The sequence below is a fragment of the Paraburkholderia solitsugae genome, assembly GCF_013177695.1.
Taxonomy (GTDB): domain Bacteria; phylum Pseudomonadota; class Gammaproteobacteria; order Burkholderiales; family Burkholderiaceae; genus Paraburkholderia; species Paraburkholderia solitsugae.
The window spans coordinates 1-14,313 of record NZ_WOEY01000032.1; the positions used below are offsets into that span (position 1 = coordinate 1).

General features: G+C 62.7%; 13 protein-coding genes, 1 pseudogene and 1 riboswitch. Of the genes and pseudogenes, 8 read left to right on the plus strand and 6 right to left on the minus strand.

Going from position 1 to position 14,313, the window contains the following annotated elements:
• Nucleotides 1–147: pseudogene (locus GNZ12_RS44210) on the plus strand (L-asparaginase); the annotation flags it as partial.
• A 196-nt stretch (nt 148–343) separates the two neighbouring features.
• Here the strand turns inward: GNZ12_RS44210 and GNZ12_RS08535 are convergent.
• The gene (locus GNZ12_RS08535) at nt 344–808 is read right to left on the minus strand and encodes a DUF2844 domain-containing protein (protein WP_172309925.1); all 465 of its coding nucleotides are present in this window, start codon (nt 806–808) and stop codon (nt 344–346) included.
• 487 nt (nt 809–1,295) lie between these two features.
• Between GNZ12_RS08535 and bamC the strand changes: the two genes are divergently transcribed.
• Nucleotides 1,296–2,528, plus strand: a complete 1,233-nt coding sequence (bamC, locus tag GNZ12_RS08540; protein ID WP_172309926.1) for an outer membrane protein assembly factor BamC — start codon at nt 1,296–1,298, stop codon at nt 2,526–2,528.
• 184 nt (nt 2,529–2,712) lie between these two features.
• Entirely contained in the window at nt 2,713–2,868 is a 156-nt protein-coding gene (locus tag GNZ12_RS08545) for a hypothetical protein (protein WP_172309927.1), read from the plus strand.
• 514 nt (nt 2,869–3,382) lie between these two features.
• Here GNZ12_RS08545 and GNZ12_RS08550 read toward each other — a convergent pair.
• The 5 genes from GNZ12_RS08550 to GNZ12_RS08570 all read right to left on the minus strand — a co-directional run bounded on the left by GNZ12_RS08550 (nt 3,383) and on the right by GNZ12_RS08570 (nt 10,347).
• Complete coding sequence (locus GNZ12_RS08550; protein WP_172309928.1) at nt 3,383–4,309, minus strand: DMT family transporter; 927 nt, start codon at nt 4,307–4,309, stop codon at nt 3,383–3,385.
• Between the two features lie 500 nt (nt 4,310–4,809).
• The gene (locus GNZ12_RS08555; RefSeq protein ID WP_172309929.1) at nt 4,810–6,408 is read right to left on the minus strand and encodes an L-lactate permease; all 1,599 of its coding nucleotides are present in this window, start codon (nt 6,406–6,408) and stop codon (nt 4,810–4,812) included.
• A gap of 404 nt (nt 6,409–6,812) precedes the next feature.
• The gene (locus GNZ12_RS08560) at nt 6,813–7,340 is read right to left on the minus strand and encodes a hypothetical protein (RefSeq protein WP_172309930.1); all 528 of its coding nucleotides are present in this window, start codon (nt 7,338–7,340) and stop codon (nt 6,813–6,815) included.
• 300 nt (nt 7,341–7,640) lie between these two features.
• Nucleotides 7,641–9,572, minus strand: a complete 1,932-nt coding sequence (gene thiC, locus GNZ12_RS08565) for a phosphomethylpyrimidine synthase ThiC (RefSeq protein WP_172309931.1) — start codon at nt 9,570–9,572, stop codon at nt 7,641–7,643.
• Between the two features lie 93 nt (nt 9,573–9,665).
• Nucleotides 9,666–9,784: riboswitch (TPP riboswitch) on the minus strand.
• Between the two features lie 152 nt (nt 9,785–9,936).
• Nucleotides 9,937–10,347: a GreA/GreB family elongation factor gene (locus tag GNZ12_RS08570; protein WP_172309932.1), complete on the minus strand. Its 411-nt coding sequence runs from the start codon at nt 10,345–10,347 to the stop codon at nt 9,937–9,939.
• A 529-nt stretch (nt 10,348–10,876) separates the two neighbouring features.
• Here GNZ12_RS08570 and GNZ12_RS08575 point away from each other — a divergent pair.
• The 5 genes from GNZ12_RS08575 (at nt 10,877) to GNZ12_RS08595 (ending at nt 14,273) form a co-directional block, all read left to right on the plus strand.
• Nucleotides 10,877–11,341, plus strand: a complete 465-nt coding sequence (locus GNZ12_RS08575; RefSeq protein ID WP_172309933.1) for a hypothetical protein — start codon at nt 10,877–10,879, stop codon at nt 11,339–11,341.
• A gap of 177 nt (nt 11,342–11,518) precedes the next feature.
• Nucleotides 11,519–12,349: a DUF1223 domain-containing protein gene (locus GNZ12_RS08580; protein WP_172309934.1), complete on the plus strand. Its 831-nt coding sequence runs from the start codon at nt 11,519–11,521 to the stop codon at nt 12,347–12,349.
• Between the two features lie 45 nt (nt 12,350–12,394).
• A complete protein-coding gene (locus tag GNZ12_RS08585; RefSeq protein WP_172309935.1) occupies nt 12,395–13,033 on the plus strand; it encodes a cytochrome b/b6 domain-containing protein in 639 nt (212 codons plus the stop codon).
• Nucleotides 13,034–13,099: 66 nt separating this feature from the next.
• A complete protein-coding gene (locus tag GNZ12_RS08590; RefSeq protein WP_235993645.1) occupies nt 13,100–13,903 on the plus strand; it encodes a molybdopterin-dependent oxidoreductase in 804 nt (267 codons plus the stop codon).
• A gap of 121 nt (nt 13,904–14,024) precedes the next feature.
• Entirely contained in the window at nt 14,025–14,273 is a 249-nt protein-coding gene (locus GNZ12_RS08595; protein WP_172309936.1) for a pentapeptide MXKDX repeat protein, read from the plus strand.
• Nucleotides 14,274–14,313 lie beyond the last annotated feature (40 nt).

Below are 14,313 nucleotides of genomic sequence, written 5' to 3' on the forward strand. Positions count from 1 at the left end.
TGGATGCCGTGGTGGCAGCGGGCGTGCGCGGCATTGTGGTGGCGGGCACGGGCAATGGCTCGATCCACGCGACCATGCAACAGGCATTGGCCGACGCAGCCTCGCAAGGTGTGGCGGTGGTGCGTTCCGTCGCGCGTGGGGGCCGGGCCCGGCACGGGGGCCGGGGCGGGGGGGGGGGGGGGGGACGGGGGGGGGGGGGGCCCGCCCCGCCCCCCGCCGCAACCGGCGAGCGCCGCGCAGACGAGCAGCAGGGCACGGAGATGAGAAGAGAGTGTCATGGTGTTGTCGGCAATCGATCGTCGAGGCGTTTTCTTGATAGCGTGCGCGCGACGTCAGTGGAAATTCAGTGGAAATCGCTGGCCGTGACGCCCGGCGGCAAGGCCGCGGGCAGCCAGGCGCGCCCTGCGTAGCCGCGCATCGGACCGCCGGATTCCACAATCACGTCCGGGCGGGCCACCCGCGAGGCGTGCAGATTGCCGTCCGGCGCTAACGCGGCGGCACCCGTCAAGTAGGAGCCGGCGTACCGTCCCAACAGCGCGCGCAGATCCGGCATGGTCGGGCCCTGCCACGTGTAAGCGATGATCTGGCCGGTATTCGTCGCGTACTCGTTGATGGTCGTGTTGCCCGCATCGGTCACCGTGCGCAGGCGTAAGGCGCCGTTCAGCAGCGTTTGCGGCGCGGCGGCGATCGAATTCGCCTCGCTGGACATCGTTCCGCCCAATTCGGCACGCGCGCCGGTGCTGATACACAGCAGGGCAGCCATCATTGCGGGGATGGCGAGGGCCGGGGAAAAACAAGGATTTGGCATGGCAATCGGTCTCGCGATTGGAAAAACCGGGAAAACCCGGCAAAACCCGGAACGCTCAGGTTTTATTGAGATGTCAAATTCAAGATAACACTCAGGTTTCCTTATCGTTATCAGGAGCGGCGCACGGCGCTTCATGTAATCTCGAAAATGGCATGCGACGCGGCTGGAAAGTGTCTTTTAAAACAATGATCTGACAATGAGGTAGGTCATGCCTGACGGCTGATTCGGAAATGTTGTGAATTGTTAAATTTGCTGCTAGGGGAGAGCGGCGCCACCGCGAGCGGGCTCTCCTCGACAACGGAAAGCTCGCTGAAACTGGGCGATCCGGGGGCCCCCGCATGGGTCGACGCAACCCGCGTTTTTGCCGGCCGCGCGCTGCTCAATTCACGGGCAAACCCCAGTTTTTGCACATGTCTCCCCGGGATCGGTAAAATGTTGGGTTGATCCACGGAAACTTGCCGTGGCGTAGCGGAAGGATTCCCCGAACATGACTGATCTTCGTCTTACCAAGCGGTTTGCAGTAATGCTGATGGCAGGCGGTCTGGTCGCCGGCTGCGGCACCTCGTCGCCGACCAAAATCGACTACAAAAGCGACTCGAAATCGAAGCAAGTGTCACTTGCTGTACCGCCGAACATGATCGATGAGACGTCCGATCAGCGTTCACTGCCCCCGCAAGGCGGCGAAACCTCGCTGTCCACGCTCAAGCAGGTCCAGGCGCAAGCCCCGGCCACCAACACCCTGACGGTGGTACCGCCGGTCAACGGCATGCATATCCAGCGCGACGGTACGGAAAGCTGGCTGGTGATCGACAATAAGGCGCCCGATCAGGCATGGGCGCAGATCCGCCGCTTCTGGCAGGAACAGGGTTTCCTGCTGGTGGTCGACCAGCGCGACAAGGGTGTGATGGAAACGGACTGGAACGAAACGCACGCGCAGATCAACGAAGGCCTGATCCGCGACACGTTGTCCAAGGCCATGGGCAACAGCTACGTGAGCTCGGAACGCAACAAGTACCGCACGCGTCTCGAAGCGGCGCCGAATGGCGGCACCTATGTGTTCATCAGCCAGAAGGGTATGCGCGAGGCGATCACCGGTACGAATAACGATTCGACCACGTGGCAAGCCAAGCCGAACGATCCGGGCCTCGAACAGGAATACCTGAAGCGGTTGATGGCAGCGCTGGCGCTGGCCGATTCGCGTACGAATCCGGGCAACACGCAAAGCGCCGAGCTTTCGCCGGCGGGTGCGCAAACAGCACCGAACGCGGCTACGGCAGGTGCGAAGTCGGCGGCTGCGGCTGCGGCGGCGCAAAACGTGGCACTGTCGGCGCAACCGCCCATGCCGGACGACTCGGCGAACAGCACGGCGGCACAGTTCTCGTCCACCGAGCTGACCCTCGGCGAGCCGTATGACCGTGCGTGGCTGCGCGTGGGCCTCGCGCTCGACCGCAGCAACTTCACGGTTGACGATCGCGACGCGAGCCGCGGTTTGTACTTCGTGCGCTACGTCGATCCGAAGGACATGACGTCGGCGGAGCAGGGCTTCTGGAGCCAGGTGTTCCACGGCAAGAAGGAAAAGATCGCCAAGCAGTATCTCGTGAACGTGCGCGCGGTCACGCCTGACCAGACCCGTGTGGCCGTGGTCGACGACAAGGGCGCTATCGATCAGAGCCCGCAGGCCAAGCAGATCATGAGTCTGATGGTCGACCAGTTGCACTGAACAAAGGCGTAGCAACCAGCGAACGCTGTTAGAAAACCCGCCCGGCATGCAGCCGGGCGGGTTTTTTTTATGCCCACTTTTCCTTCCTCGCGCCGTAAGCCGTTAGACCACCGTTTTGGCGCGCACGTGTTTTGCTTTCCGTCTGAAACACCGGTACGAACCGGAGCTCAACGGGGAGATGGCTATGTTTGACGTGATTCCTTACTGGATGTGGGCGACGAGCTTGCTCGTCCTGGCGCTGGTGTGCGGCGCAGCTTTGGCGCCGCGCGAGACGCGCCGGCCAACGGGGCTGCGGGTCAGGCATACGGCTTCGCAACGCACGAAATGGCCGGTGCCCTGATGGTCGTGTCGCTTCAAACGGTTGAAGCAGGACTGCGCGGCCGCCACTGTGCGGCTGCATGTAACGTGACGTTACCCCGGTGACGTAACTCGCAAACCCCCTTCTGCCGATCCTGTCAATACCCTTTCGTCGCAAAAAATCACAATAACAATCAATGGCTTGCAAAAAATTTTCATGAATTTGCATAACTGGCACGCAAGCTGCTTTTAAAGACTCATGGGGCCGGATTCGTAACATCCGACATGAGTTCGCGGCGAGTTTCCAATCGACGGTTCCCAGACCATTTCAGCACCGGCGAATGAACCGGTGCTCAGCCCGATGACGGCCTGCGCGCGTGGCGCGCGGCCTCGGTGGCCCCGTCGCCTATCCTCGTAGGGCGACGGTTTCGCCCGCACTCCAACGGAGTGCGGGCTATTTTTTTGGGTGCTCGGAATGCGTGGCCAAGCCGCGGACGCGGCAAGTGGTGCAGGACGGGAAAGCGGCGACGCTAAAGGAAGCGTCGCGCGAAGCAATTTCAGGTATCGGCGCGACGCGGCCCTACCCAAGGCAGGCGTTTGATCACGCCCGTGGCAAGCGCGGTGCCGACGAGAATCACGCCACAGCCTTCCAGCATGCCCGGCGACACGCTTTCGCCGAGAAACAATGCGCCCCACAGAATGCCGAAGATCGGGATCACGAAGGTCACCGTAATCGCGCGTGCCGGCCCGACCACCGCGATCAGATGGAAGAACAGCATGTACGCAACGCCGGTACACGCGACGCCCAGCGCGATGACCGCGCCCCACGCGTGCAGCGAGATTGGCGCGGCCGGCCAGTAGATGGCGGCGAGCGGCAGCAGCACGATGGTGGCGCCGGTCATCGTTCCAGTTGCGACGGTCAGGGCGTCGACGCCGGTCAGGTGGCGCTTCGTGTAATTGGCGGCGATGCCGTAAAGCAGCGTGGCGCCGAGCGCGGCGGCGGCCGCGAGCGCCGTGCTCAACGGCGTGGCGGCCGAACCGTTCGGTGTGGCGATCTGATCCCACACCAGCATCAGGACGCCGAAAAAGCCGATCACAAGACCGACCGTGCGCAGCGCGCTCAGGCGGTCGCGCAGCCATAGAAACGCGACGAGTGCGCCCCACAGCGGCGTGGACGCATTGATCACGGAGGTCACGCCCGCCGACAGCGTCAGCTCGGCATACGCGAACAGGCAGAACGGTGCCGCTGAATTCAGGATGCCGACCACCAGCAGCGGAAAGGCGCGCGTGCGCAGGATCGTCGCGGACTGGCGCAGCGGCCGCCGCGCGACTAGCACAACTGCGAGGAAGATCGCGCCGATGCCGACGCGCAACGCCATCAGCGGCGCGACGCCGAAGTCGGCCACGCCGACGCGGATAAACAGAAACGAGGCACCCCATAGGGCGGCCAGGATCAGCAATTGCAACAGGCTTTTGGGATTCATTGTCGTGGCGCCGCGCGCGGTTGAGTCGAGACACACGCGCATCGTAACAGCGCGATCGCGCGAAACGTTTCACGTTGGAATGAAACAGCAAGAGTCGGGGGATGACGGGCGTCTGATCGTCTTCATCGTAAGCGCAGTCGAGCTGACGGCAAAGCGAGCATTTCTCACGCTGATGTGAGAAAAATTGCGATGAGATTGGCTTGATGGAGAGGTGAAGTGAGGCCCGGCGCGGTGAGCGCTTGTCGAGCGTGAATTATATTGCGGTAGTGCACCAGCCGCGCCGACTTGAACAGCAGCACCGTCAGCACCATCAGAACCGGCCGCTCACGCTGCCTCGGGCGGGTCGAATGCATGCCGCCCAAGAAAGCGGGCGTGCCCGAAAGAGCACGCCCGCCGATCTACCCATGCAGATGTCAACTCGCTGATCGGACCCACCGCGCAAGCTGCCGCTTCAAGGAATGGGCAAGCGCGTGCAATGACGTCGAAGGGCGAGGCGCACCTCAGTGCGGAATCATCCCCTGCAGGAAGTTCTGCTGCAGCCAGACCAACACGCCGAGGATCACCGTCAACAGAATCGAATGTTTGAAGGTCTTGGCGAACACCACGCCTTCCTTGCCTTTGAGTTCGGTCGTCGCCACGCCGGTCGAGATGTTTTGCGGCGAGATCATCTTGCCCATCACACCACCCGACGAATTAGTCGCTGCCATCAGGATCGGGTTCAGGTTCAGTTGATGCGCCGCCACCACTTGCAGGTTGCCGAACAGCGCGTTGCCCGAGGTGTCGCTGCCGGACAGGAACACCGCGACCCAGCCGAGGAACGCCGACACCAGCGGAAAGAACGGTCCGACCGACGCAACGCCGAGCCCGAGCGTGTAGGTGAGCCCCGAGTAGTTCATCAGATAGGCGAGCGCGACGATGGTCGCCACCGTCAGAATGGCGATGCGCGTCTGCACCCAGGTGTCGACAATGGCCTTGCCAAATTCGCTCACCCCGAGACCCGTCACGAACGACGTGATGATGGCGGCCACCAGAATCGCCGTGCCGGTGGCGAGCGGCTGGAAGTCCCACACCGCGCCGTACGGCGTGTTGTACAGGGTGATGAACACGGCCTTGTCGAGGCCCGGCCACGGCACCTTGACGTCGCCGATCAGGAAGATTTTGGCGATGGTCCAGACAATCACCACCGCCGAGACAATGATCCACGGATACCACCCCTGGCCGCCACTGATCTTGCCGCGCACTTCGCCCACACGATCGATGTTGATCGCGAACTTCGGATCGGCGGCGGGCCTCCATACGCGCAGGAACGCGATGGTGAGGATCAGCGACACCAACGATGACAACACGTCGGTCAGGCTGTAGTTCACGTAGTTCGACGCGACGAACTGTGTCAGCGCGAAGCTCGCACCTGACACCAGCAGCACCGGCCACACGCGCAGCATGTTACGAAAACCCGCATAGACACCGATCACATAGAACGGCAGCAGGAAGGCGAAGAACGGCAACTGGCGGCCGACCATCTTGGCGAGCGAATCGGCCGGCAGATGCGTGACCGCACCGAGCACCGTGATCGGCACGCCGAGGGCGCCGAAGGCAACCGGCGCGGTGTTGAAGATCAGCGTGAAGGTGAGCGCTTCGAGGGTGGGAAAACCGAGCAGGATCAGTAACGAACTGGTGATCGCGACCGGCGTGCCGAAGCCGGAAATCCCTTCGAGCAGCGCGCCGAAAGAAAAACCGATCACGACCAGCACGACGCGGCGGTCGTTCGGCAGGTTATCGATCATCCACATGCGGAAGGCCGCGAAGCGACCCGAGCGCTGCGAGATGTTGTAGAGCAGGATCGCTGTGAACACGATCCACATCACCGGCCAGCAGGCGAACACCGCACCATTGGCCAGGGAAGCAGCCGCGAGTCCAACCGGGAACTGCCAGATGAAGATCGCCACGATTAGCCCGACGATCAGGCCCGCGAGCGAGGCCTGCCAGGCTGGCCGGCGCGCCCAGCCAAGCAATAGCAACACGACAATGATCGGCAAGGCGGCGACGAGGAACGACAGCGATAGCGAATTGCCGACTGGAGTGAGTAGTTGGTGAAACATCACGTTTCCTTCGTTGTTGTTCGAAATCGACGCGGGACTACGCACTGCGGGGCGCGTCGTTCTGGCAGGACGGATGGGCGCAGGCGGGGCGTGCAGGACGCGCCGGGTCGCTTATTTAAACAAGTACTGCGTGTGGCTTTCCGAAGCATAGAGCCCGGGCGTGGCGCGTCAAGAAGGGAAAGTACGGGCGATGGAGAGAAGGAGACGCCGCGTTTTGCGTGCCGGGATCGTCGCGGCATGATGCGCGTGGGGCCGGTTCGGCGTGACATCGCGAGTGCCGGGTGGCATGCCGATTTTCGGGCAACACGGGGGTGCGCACGTAGTGCGGCCTGGGTCCGTCCAGTGCTCAGGTCGCTGCGGGCACGGGACGGTCAAAGCAGATCAGCGAGATTCGGCGGCGAGATTCAGTGCCAGTGACCGTGGCCACCCCCCCAATAGCCACCGTGGCCACCCCAATAGCCGCCGCGGCCGCCACAACAATAGCCGCCGAAGCCGAAACCGATCGAGACCGATGGCCCGTACCAGCCGGGGTAGCCATAGTAGGCTGGATAAGCGGGGTACGGCGGATAGTAGGCAGGATAGGCGGGCGCAACGTAGACGGGCGGGGGCGGCGCGGCTGCAACCGTATAAGCGGGCAGCGGGTTCTGCTGGGCGTTCTGGGCCCGCTGCGCTGACGATTGCTGCTGTGTCAGCTGTGCCGCCTGTGGATCGGGCGGCCCGACCTGCATGTCCTGTTGCGTAGCGCCTGCGGGGACCGTGGCGTAATACGGATAGTAGCCGCCCGGGTAGTAACCGTAGGGGTAATAGCAGCCCGACAACGTCAGCATGCAGACCGCGCCGGCGAGCGCAAGCCCCGTTTGTGAACTGCGTGGGAAGCGGCGCGGCAGTCGCTGGCTGATCATGCTAACCGTGTTGATGATGCGGGACTTCATGACGCGCTCCTGTTTGAAACGGACGCCGCGATCCGGGGCGTTATGGCTTCAGCTTACGCCCCCGTCGCACCGGCAGGATTGCAAAACCGTAACGGCTTATTTCACGTCATTGCAAAGCATTTTTCGAAGCAACCGGCATGGCGCCGGTTGGCTTAGTCGTGTGTTCCCCTTCGGTCAGCATGCGGCGTGTCCGTCCGCGCAGAAACGCAAAAGCCCGCCAGTGGCGGGCTTCGGTGCTGCAATGCAGTAACGCAGACGTTCGAATGGCGGGCGCATACCTGTGCGCCCGCGATCCTTACCTTACTGCCGCTGATAAATCTCAGCGCCCTTCTTCATGAACTCGATCGACTTCACCTCCATACCCTTCTTCAGCGCGTCGTCGTCGGAGAGGCCTTGTTGCGCGGCGAATTCGCGCACATCTTGCGTGATCTTCATCGAGCAGAAGTGCGGGCCGCACATCGAACAGAAGTGCGCAACCTTGGCCGAATCCTTCGGCAGCGTTTCGTCGTGGAATTCGCGTGCCTTGTCCGGGTCGAGACCGAGATTGAACTGGTCTTCCCAACGGAATTCGAAACGCGCCTTCGACAGCGCATTGTCACGCACCTGCGCGCCCGGATGGCCCTTCGCCAGATCGGCGGCGTGCGCGGCGAGCTTGTACGTGATGATGCCGGTCTTGACGTCGTCCTTGTTCGGCAAGCCCAAGTGTTCCTTCGGCGTGACGTAACAGAGCATCGCCGTGCCGAACCAGCCGATCATCGCCGCGCCAATGCCCGACGTGATGTGGTCGTAGCCCGGCGCGATATCGGTGGTCAACGGTCCCAGCGTGTAGAACGGTGCTTCATCACACCATTCCAGTTGCAGGTCCATGTTTTCCTTGATCAACTGCATCGGCACGTGGCCCGGGCCTTCGATCATGGTTTGCACGTCATGCTTCCACGCGATTTGCGTGAGCTCGCCGAGCGTCTTCAGTTCGCCCAGTTGCGCTTCGTCGTTGGCGTCGTAGATCGAGCCGGGACGCAGGCCGTCGCCAAGCGAGAAGGCCACGTCATACGCCTTCATGATTTCGCAGATGTCTTCGAAATGCTCGTACAGGAAGCTTTCCTTGTGGTGAGCCAGGCACCACTTCGCCATGATCGAGCCGCCGCGCGAGACGATACCCGTCATGCGCTTGGCCGTCAGCGGCACGTATTGCAGACGCACGCCCGCGTGGATCGTGAAGTAGTCGACACCTTGCTCGGCCTGTTCGATCAGCGTGTCACGGAAGATTTCCCACGTCAGATCCTCGGCCTTGCCGTTGACCTTTTCGAGCGCCTGATAGATCGGCACCGTGCCGATCGGCACCGGGCTGTTGCGGATGATCCACTCACGCGTTTCGTGAATGTGCTTGCCGGTGGACAGATCCATCACCGTGTCGCCGCCCCAGCGGATCGCCCACGTCATCTTGTCGACTTCTTCGCCGATCGACGAGGTCACCGCCGAATTGCCGATGTTCGCATTCACCTTCACGAGGAAGTTACGGCCGATGATCATCGGCTCGCTTTCCGGGTGGTTGATGTTGTTCGGGATGATCGCGCGGCCGCGGGCGACTTCTTCGCGCACGAATTCCGCGGTGATTTCCTTCAGGCCGTCGGGACCGAATGCGCTCGCGCCGAACGCCTGGCCCGGATGCTGGCGGCCCATCATCGCGGCGAGTTTTTCGCCGTTCGGACCACTCGTCTTCAGGCTTTCCAGGTACGCGGCGCGTTGCTGGTTCTCGCGAATCGCGATGTATTCCATTTCCGGCGTGATGATGCCTTGACGCGCGTAGTGCATTTGCGAGACGTTCTTGCCGGCGACGGCGCGGCGCGGCGTGCGGTGCAGGCCCTGGAAGCGCAGTTCGGCGGTCGCGGTATCGGCGGCGCGTTCGCGGCTGAAGTCGCTCGACAGACCGGTCAGCGCTTCGGTGTCGCCGCGCTCTTCGATCCAGGCTTGACGCAGCGCGGGTAGACCTGCGCGGATGTCGATTTTGGCTTCCGGATCGGAGTAGGGGCCCGACGTATCGTAGATGAAGACCGGCGGATTCTTCTCGCCGCCAAAGCTATCCGGCGTATCGGCCTGGGAAACTTCGCGCATCGGCACGCGAATATCGGGGCGCGAGCCAGTCACGTAGACCTTGCGGGAATTCGGCAGCGGCGCGACAGCGGCGGCATCGACGTGGGCGTCGGCGGAAAGGAACTTCGGATTGGCGTTCATGCATATCTCCTGTGTCGCATAGCAATGTGGGGCGGCTAAGCAGGAGACGAGACGGAAGTTGTCGGATTCGCGAGAGATGAAACGGTAGACCAGGTGCGAAATCCGTACGCTTCCCTGCGCTGGCATTATCCAGATCAGGTTCAAAGGGTATTTCTCACCCACGCAGCACGGACCTCCTACCTCCGTGCGACGCAGGACCCCCGCGTTAGCAGCGCACACAATACACCGCCCGGGCGGTGCTTGGCAACCCGTCTTGAAAAAGTCAGATCTCGGAGATAACGCCGGTCAGCCGCGCACTATTCTTATTGTGATAGGGCTGCCGGGGAATGCGGCGCAGCAGTTCTGCGTCGCGAAGGTGTTTTGCTTACAGCGTGAAATCGTCGGCGGCTTCGGGCTGAAACAGGATCTTTTCGAGCTTCAGGACTTTCTCCGTGCCGCTCGGCGGTGTGAAGCGGATGCGTTCGCCGCGCTTGGCGCCGAGCAGCGCAAGACCGAGTGGCGAAAACACATTCAGGCGGCCTTGTGCGAAGTCCGCGTTGGGCGGATAGACAACCGTCCAGGTCATCGGCTCGCCGCTGGTTTCGTCGACCAGCGTGGCTTGCGAATTCATCGTAACAATGTTCGCGGGGATGTCGCGCGATTCGACGATCACGGCGCGTTCGAGGACGCCGTCGAGCATGTCTTGCAATTTGGCGTCGGCGCCGGGCGCGGCCGCGTGCTTTTCAAGACGAGCGACGTCGAGCTCGGTGAGGTAACAGGGTTTCGTCTTTTTCATGGCGGGTTCTCCATTTCGATCTGCATGTAAGGGGACTGCGTGCGGATGAGATCGGCCCGGAGCCCGACGACGCGGCCCCGGCGATGGAGGGGACCTGCGTTAGATCGGGCGCCGGGCGGCGAGAAGCGGGAGCGTTCGGGACGGCTGGCTGGCGTGAGGCGTCGCGATGTCCGCGCGCGCGCAACCGGTTGCGCGGCGGGGGCGCAAGCGGGTGAGGGCACGGGAGAACGGAAAGCGCATCGGGGTAGCCGGCAGTTAGGGAAAAGTGTTGGGATGAGCGCCGGAAAGAAAGCTTAATCGACGCAATCGAAAGGTGAATGTTAGCACGGCCGGGGCGTCTCTTTAATCGCTACCGGGAGAGGTCTTGCATACGCGGTGCGGCGAGCCTGGATCGCACAGGGGACGTTCAAGGCAGACGCGGCGCTGCCGTTAATTCGCCTGTAGGGGGGCGTTGCCTGGTCGAGCGACCAGCGGTGGGCGGCGCGTCAATAGCGCGGTGCGGTGTGAGACGGCTTAAGGAGACGGGCTGATGAAAACGGGAATCGGGCGGTTTGGGGTGCTCAGCGCGGTAGCGGCGATGGCAGCGCTGGTTGCGGCGCCGATGCCGGCGATGGCCGCGGGCGGTGGAACGATCACTTTCACGGGCATGATCGTGGCGCCACAGTTGGAGGTGTCGGCGGCCCCGGCTCCTGCTCAGGCCGGAGCACGAGTCAATGCTGCCGGCGGGCGGCTCGCTGCGGCGGGTTCGGCGGTCACGCTGACCTTCAGTACTGAGCCGGGTGTGGTCGCGGGTGCCAATGTCGCGCTTCAGGTGATCAACGGCGCGAAGGCGCGTGATGCGTTGGCCGAGCGTTTTGTCGATGGCAGTGGCCATGTGTTTCGTGCCGCCAGTGACGGGCGCTATCGGGTTGGCCGCGATGGCGGTGTGTTGTCGCTAGCGTCGAAGAATGCCGCGCAGGAGACCCAGGTGATCGTTGTCGTTAGCTACGATTGAGGTACGGTCCGCGGGACGCCGGCGGGCAGTTCTCCCGCAGGCGCCTCGCGGCGGGCATCAACATCATGGAACGGTCGCGACCGCCGGCGAACCACCCAAACCAAAATAAAAATCAGAACAGGCTGTCATAACCGGTCTCGTGGTTCGACAAACGTGCAGATCCTGATGGAGCACGTCATGCAAACCGCACGAACCCGCCGGACTAACCGGCATGTCACCCGCGCCATCGCGCTAGCCGTAGCGCTGACAACCCTCTCAGCCAGCGGCCTCGCGGCCGCGGCCGGTGCTGTATGCGCGTCGCACAGCCCATCCCACCGCGTAGCGCTGGTGGAGCTCTACAGCAGCGAAGGCTGCAGCAGCTGCCCGCCAGCCGACAACTGGCTGAGCCAGTGGAAAAACAGCGGCGCAACGCAAAGCATCGTGCCATTGGCTCTGCACGTGGATTACTGGAACAGCCTCGGCTGGACCGACCGTTTTTCACAGCATCGTTTTACCGAACGTCAGCAAACCCTTGCCGACCTCGCCGGCGGCCACACCATCTACACGCCCGAGATCTTCGTGTCCGGCCGCGAACTGCGCAGCTGGTCGCAACGCGACAGTTTCCAGAGCCGTATCGGCAAGGTCGTCGCCGAACCGGCGCAGGCGAACGTGGCGCTCGAACTGAAACCCCAGGCGAAGGGCGCCTTCAATGTCGACGCGCAATTCACCAGCAAGGCGGCGGACACAACGGGCCAACTGAATGCCTATGTCGCGGTCTACCAGAACGCGTTGAACTCGCAGGTCGGAGCCGGGGAAAACAGCGGCGCAACGCTGCATCACGAACGCGTCGTGCGGCAATGGATCGGCCCCGTGCCGCTCGTTGCCGGAAACGCGCAAATCCGCCGCGATATCCGCATCGACGATGCCGATACCAACGCGCCGGCTGACAACTTCGGGGTTGTCGCTTTCGTCGAAAACGCGGCGACCGGCGACGTGTTGCAAGTGGGCGAACTGGCCGCCTGCAACTGATCGCGCGACGACCCCGCAGCGCTTCTCATTTCATCGGAGATTCTCATGGCAACGCCTCATGCTCTCAGCAAAACGGCTCCGCCCGCCACGCCGAAGAGCGGCACGATTCACCCGGTGTGGGTGCGCGTCACGCATTGGCTCAACGCACTCGCGGCCATCCTGATGATGCTGTCCGGCTGGCGCATTTATGACGCGTCGCCGATCTTCAAAGGTTTTATGTTTCCCACGGCAATCACGCTCGGCGGCTGGCTCGGCGGCGCGCTGCAATGGCACTTCGCGGCGATGTGGCTACTGGTCTTCAACGGCCTGCTGTATCTCGCGCTGAACCTGGTCAGTGGACGCTTCGTGCGCAAGTTCCTGCCAGTCTCGCCGCGCGCCGTGCTGCACGACTTCATCGCCGCGCTGACCGGCAAGCTCTCACATGCCGACCTGCGCGTCTACAACGCGGTGCAGAAATTCGCATATCTGTTTGTCGTCTGCGATCTGATCGTGCTGGTGCTCTCGGGCCTCGCGATCTGGAAATCGGTGCAGTTTCCGCTGCTGCGCGAGCTGATGGGCGGGTACGACAACGCGCGCATCGTCCATTTCTGCGCCATGTCGCTGATGGCCGCGTTCATCGTCGTGCATCTGGCGATGGTGGCGCTCGTGCCGCGCTCGTTGCTGGCGATGCTGCGCGGACGCTGAGCCGCCGATGCACACCCACACGCGCACATGGACACACCGAGACGCAAAGCTTAAGGACATCGAATCATGACCAAGCCCGCTACCCAACCCGATCGAAAGCTCGCCTCTATGCTCGACAACAAGCTCGACCGCGAATCGATCCTGATCGACGCCCGGCGCGAACTCGCGATGCCGTCGCGACGCCTGTTCGGCAAGCGGCTTCTGACGCTCGGCGGCCTGTCGATGCTGACCGGTTGCTCGCTCACCGACAACGATTCGGTCAACGCATTCCTGACAGCGGTGTCGCGCCTGAACGACCGCGCGCAAGCCGCCCTGTTCGATCCGAAGCAACTCGCGCCGACCTACACCGAAGCACAGATCACGCGGCCATTCCCGTTCAACGCGTTCTACGGTATCGAGGACGTCCCCGATGTCGACGCTTCCGACTACAAGCTGAAGATCAGCGGCCTCGTCACCGGTCAGCGTGTCTGGACCTTGCCCGAGTTGTACGCGCTGCCGCATGCCGAGCAGATCACGCGGCATATCTGCGTGGAAGGGTGGAGCGCGATCGGCCGCTGGGGCGGCACGCCGTTTGCCGATTTTCTGCGGCGCATCGGCGCGGACACGAGCGCGAAGTACGTCGGCTTCAAATGCGCCGACGACTACTACGAGAGCATCGACATGCCGACCGCACTGCATCCGCAAACGCTCCTGACCTTCGAATACGACGGCGAGCGTCTGCCTGCGAAATACGGCTTTCCGATGAAGCTGCGCATGCCGACCAAGCTCGGCTACAAGAACCCGAAACACATTGTCGAGATGTTCGTCACCAACACGTATCCCGGCGGCTATTGGGTCGACCAGGGCTACAACTGGTTCGGAGGCTCCTGACGCGCGCGGGTCGGCGCGTGCAAGGCCGCACGCGCGACCCCGGGCGGCAGAAGCTTCGGAAATACCCCGGCACCACCTGGAAGCCGGTTCAGATTCATCCATAACGAAACGGAGTCATCCCATGAAAAAGTTCGCAATCGCAGCACTGGCCGTCGCGCTCCTGACTAGCGGCGGCGCCGCGTTCGCTCAGGCAAGCGGCGCAATGTCCAACGATGCGATGTCCAAGGACACGATGTCGAAGGATTCGATGTCCAAAGACACCATGTCGAAGGACAGCATGAAAAAGGACACGATGAAGAAGGACACGATGAAAAAGGGTAGCGACGCGACGGGCATGAAGCACGAAGCGTCGGGCGCGATGGCCAACTGAGCGTCGCCGATGATGCCGGTTGCATAGTTTGCGCGCCGGT

Excerpts from the sequence above, each read along its gene's own strand:
- GNZ12_RS08590 (WP_235993645.1), top strand. The coding sequence starts at position 13,100 with ATGACCAAGCCCGCTACCCAACCCGATCGAAAGCTCGCCTCTATGCTC.
- GNZ12_RS08545 (WP_172309927.1), top strand. The coding sequence starts at position 2,713 with ATGTTTGACGTGATTCCTTACTGGATGTGGGCGACGAGCTTGCTCGTC.
- GNZ12_RS08580 (WP_172309934.1), top strand. The coding sequence starts at position 11,519 with ATGCAAACCGCACGAACCCGCCGGACTAACCGGCATGTCACCCGCGCC.
- GNZ12_RS08560 (WP_172309930.1), bottom strand. The coding sequence starts at position 7,340 with ATGAAGTCCCGCATCATCAACACGGTTAGCATGATCAGCCAGCGACTG.
- thiC (WP_172309931.1), bottom strand. The coding sequence starts at position 9,572 with ATGAACGCCAATCCGAAGTTCCTTTCCGCCGACGCCCACGTCGATGCC.
- GNZ12_RS08575 (WP_172309933.1), top strand. The coding sequence starts at position 10,877 with ATGAAAACGGGAATCGGGCGGTTTGGGGTGCTCAGCGCGGTAGCGGCG.
- GNZ12_RS08570 (WP_172309932.1), bottom strand. The coding sequence starts at position 10,347 with ATGAAAAAGACGAAACCCTGTTACCTCACCGAGCTCGACGTCGCTCGT.
- GNZ12_RS08550 (WP_172309928.1), bottom strand. The coding sequence starts at position 4,309 with ATGAATCCCAAAAGCCTGTTGCAATTGCTGATCCTGGCCGCCCTATGG.
- bamC (WP_172309926.1), top strand. The coding sequence starts at position 1,296 with ATGACTGATCTTCGTCTTACCAAGCGGTTTGCAGTAATGCTGATGGCA.
- GNZ12_RS08585 (WP_172309935.1), top strand. The coding sequence starts at position 12,395 with ATGGCAACGCCTCATGCTCTCAGCAAAACGGCTCCGCCCGCCACGCCG.
- GNZ12_RS08595 (WP_172309936.1), top strand. The coding sequence starts at position 14,025 with ATGAAAAAGTTCGCAATCGCAGCACTGGCCGTCGCGCTCCTGACTAGC.
- GNZ12_RS08535 (WP_172309925.1), bottom strand. The coding sequence starts at position 808 with ATGCCAAATCCTTGTTTTTCCCCGGCCCTCGCCATCCCCGCAATGATG.
- GNZ12_RS08555 (WP_172309929.1), bottom strand. The coding sequence starts at position 6,408 with ATGTTTCACCAACTACTCACTCCAGTCGGCAATTCGCTATCGCTGTCG.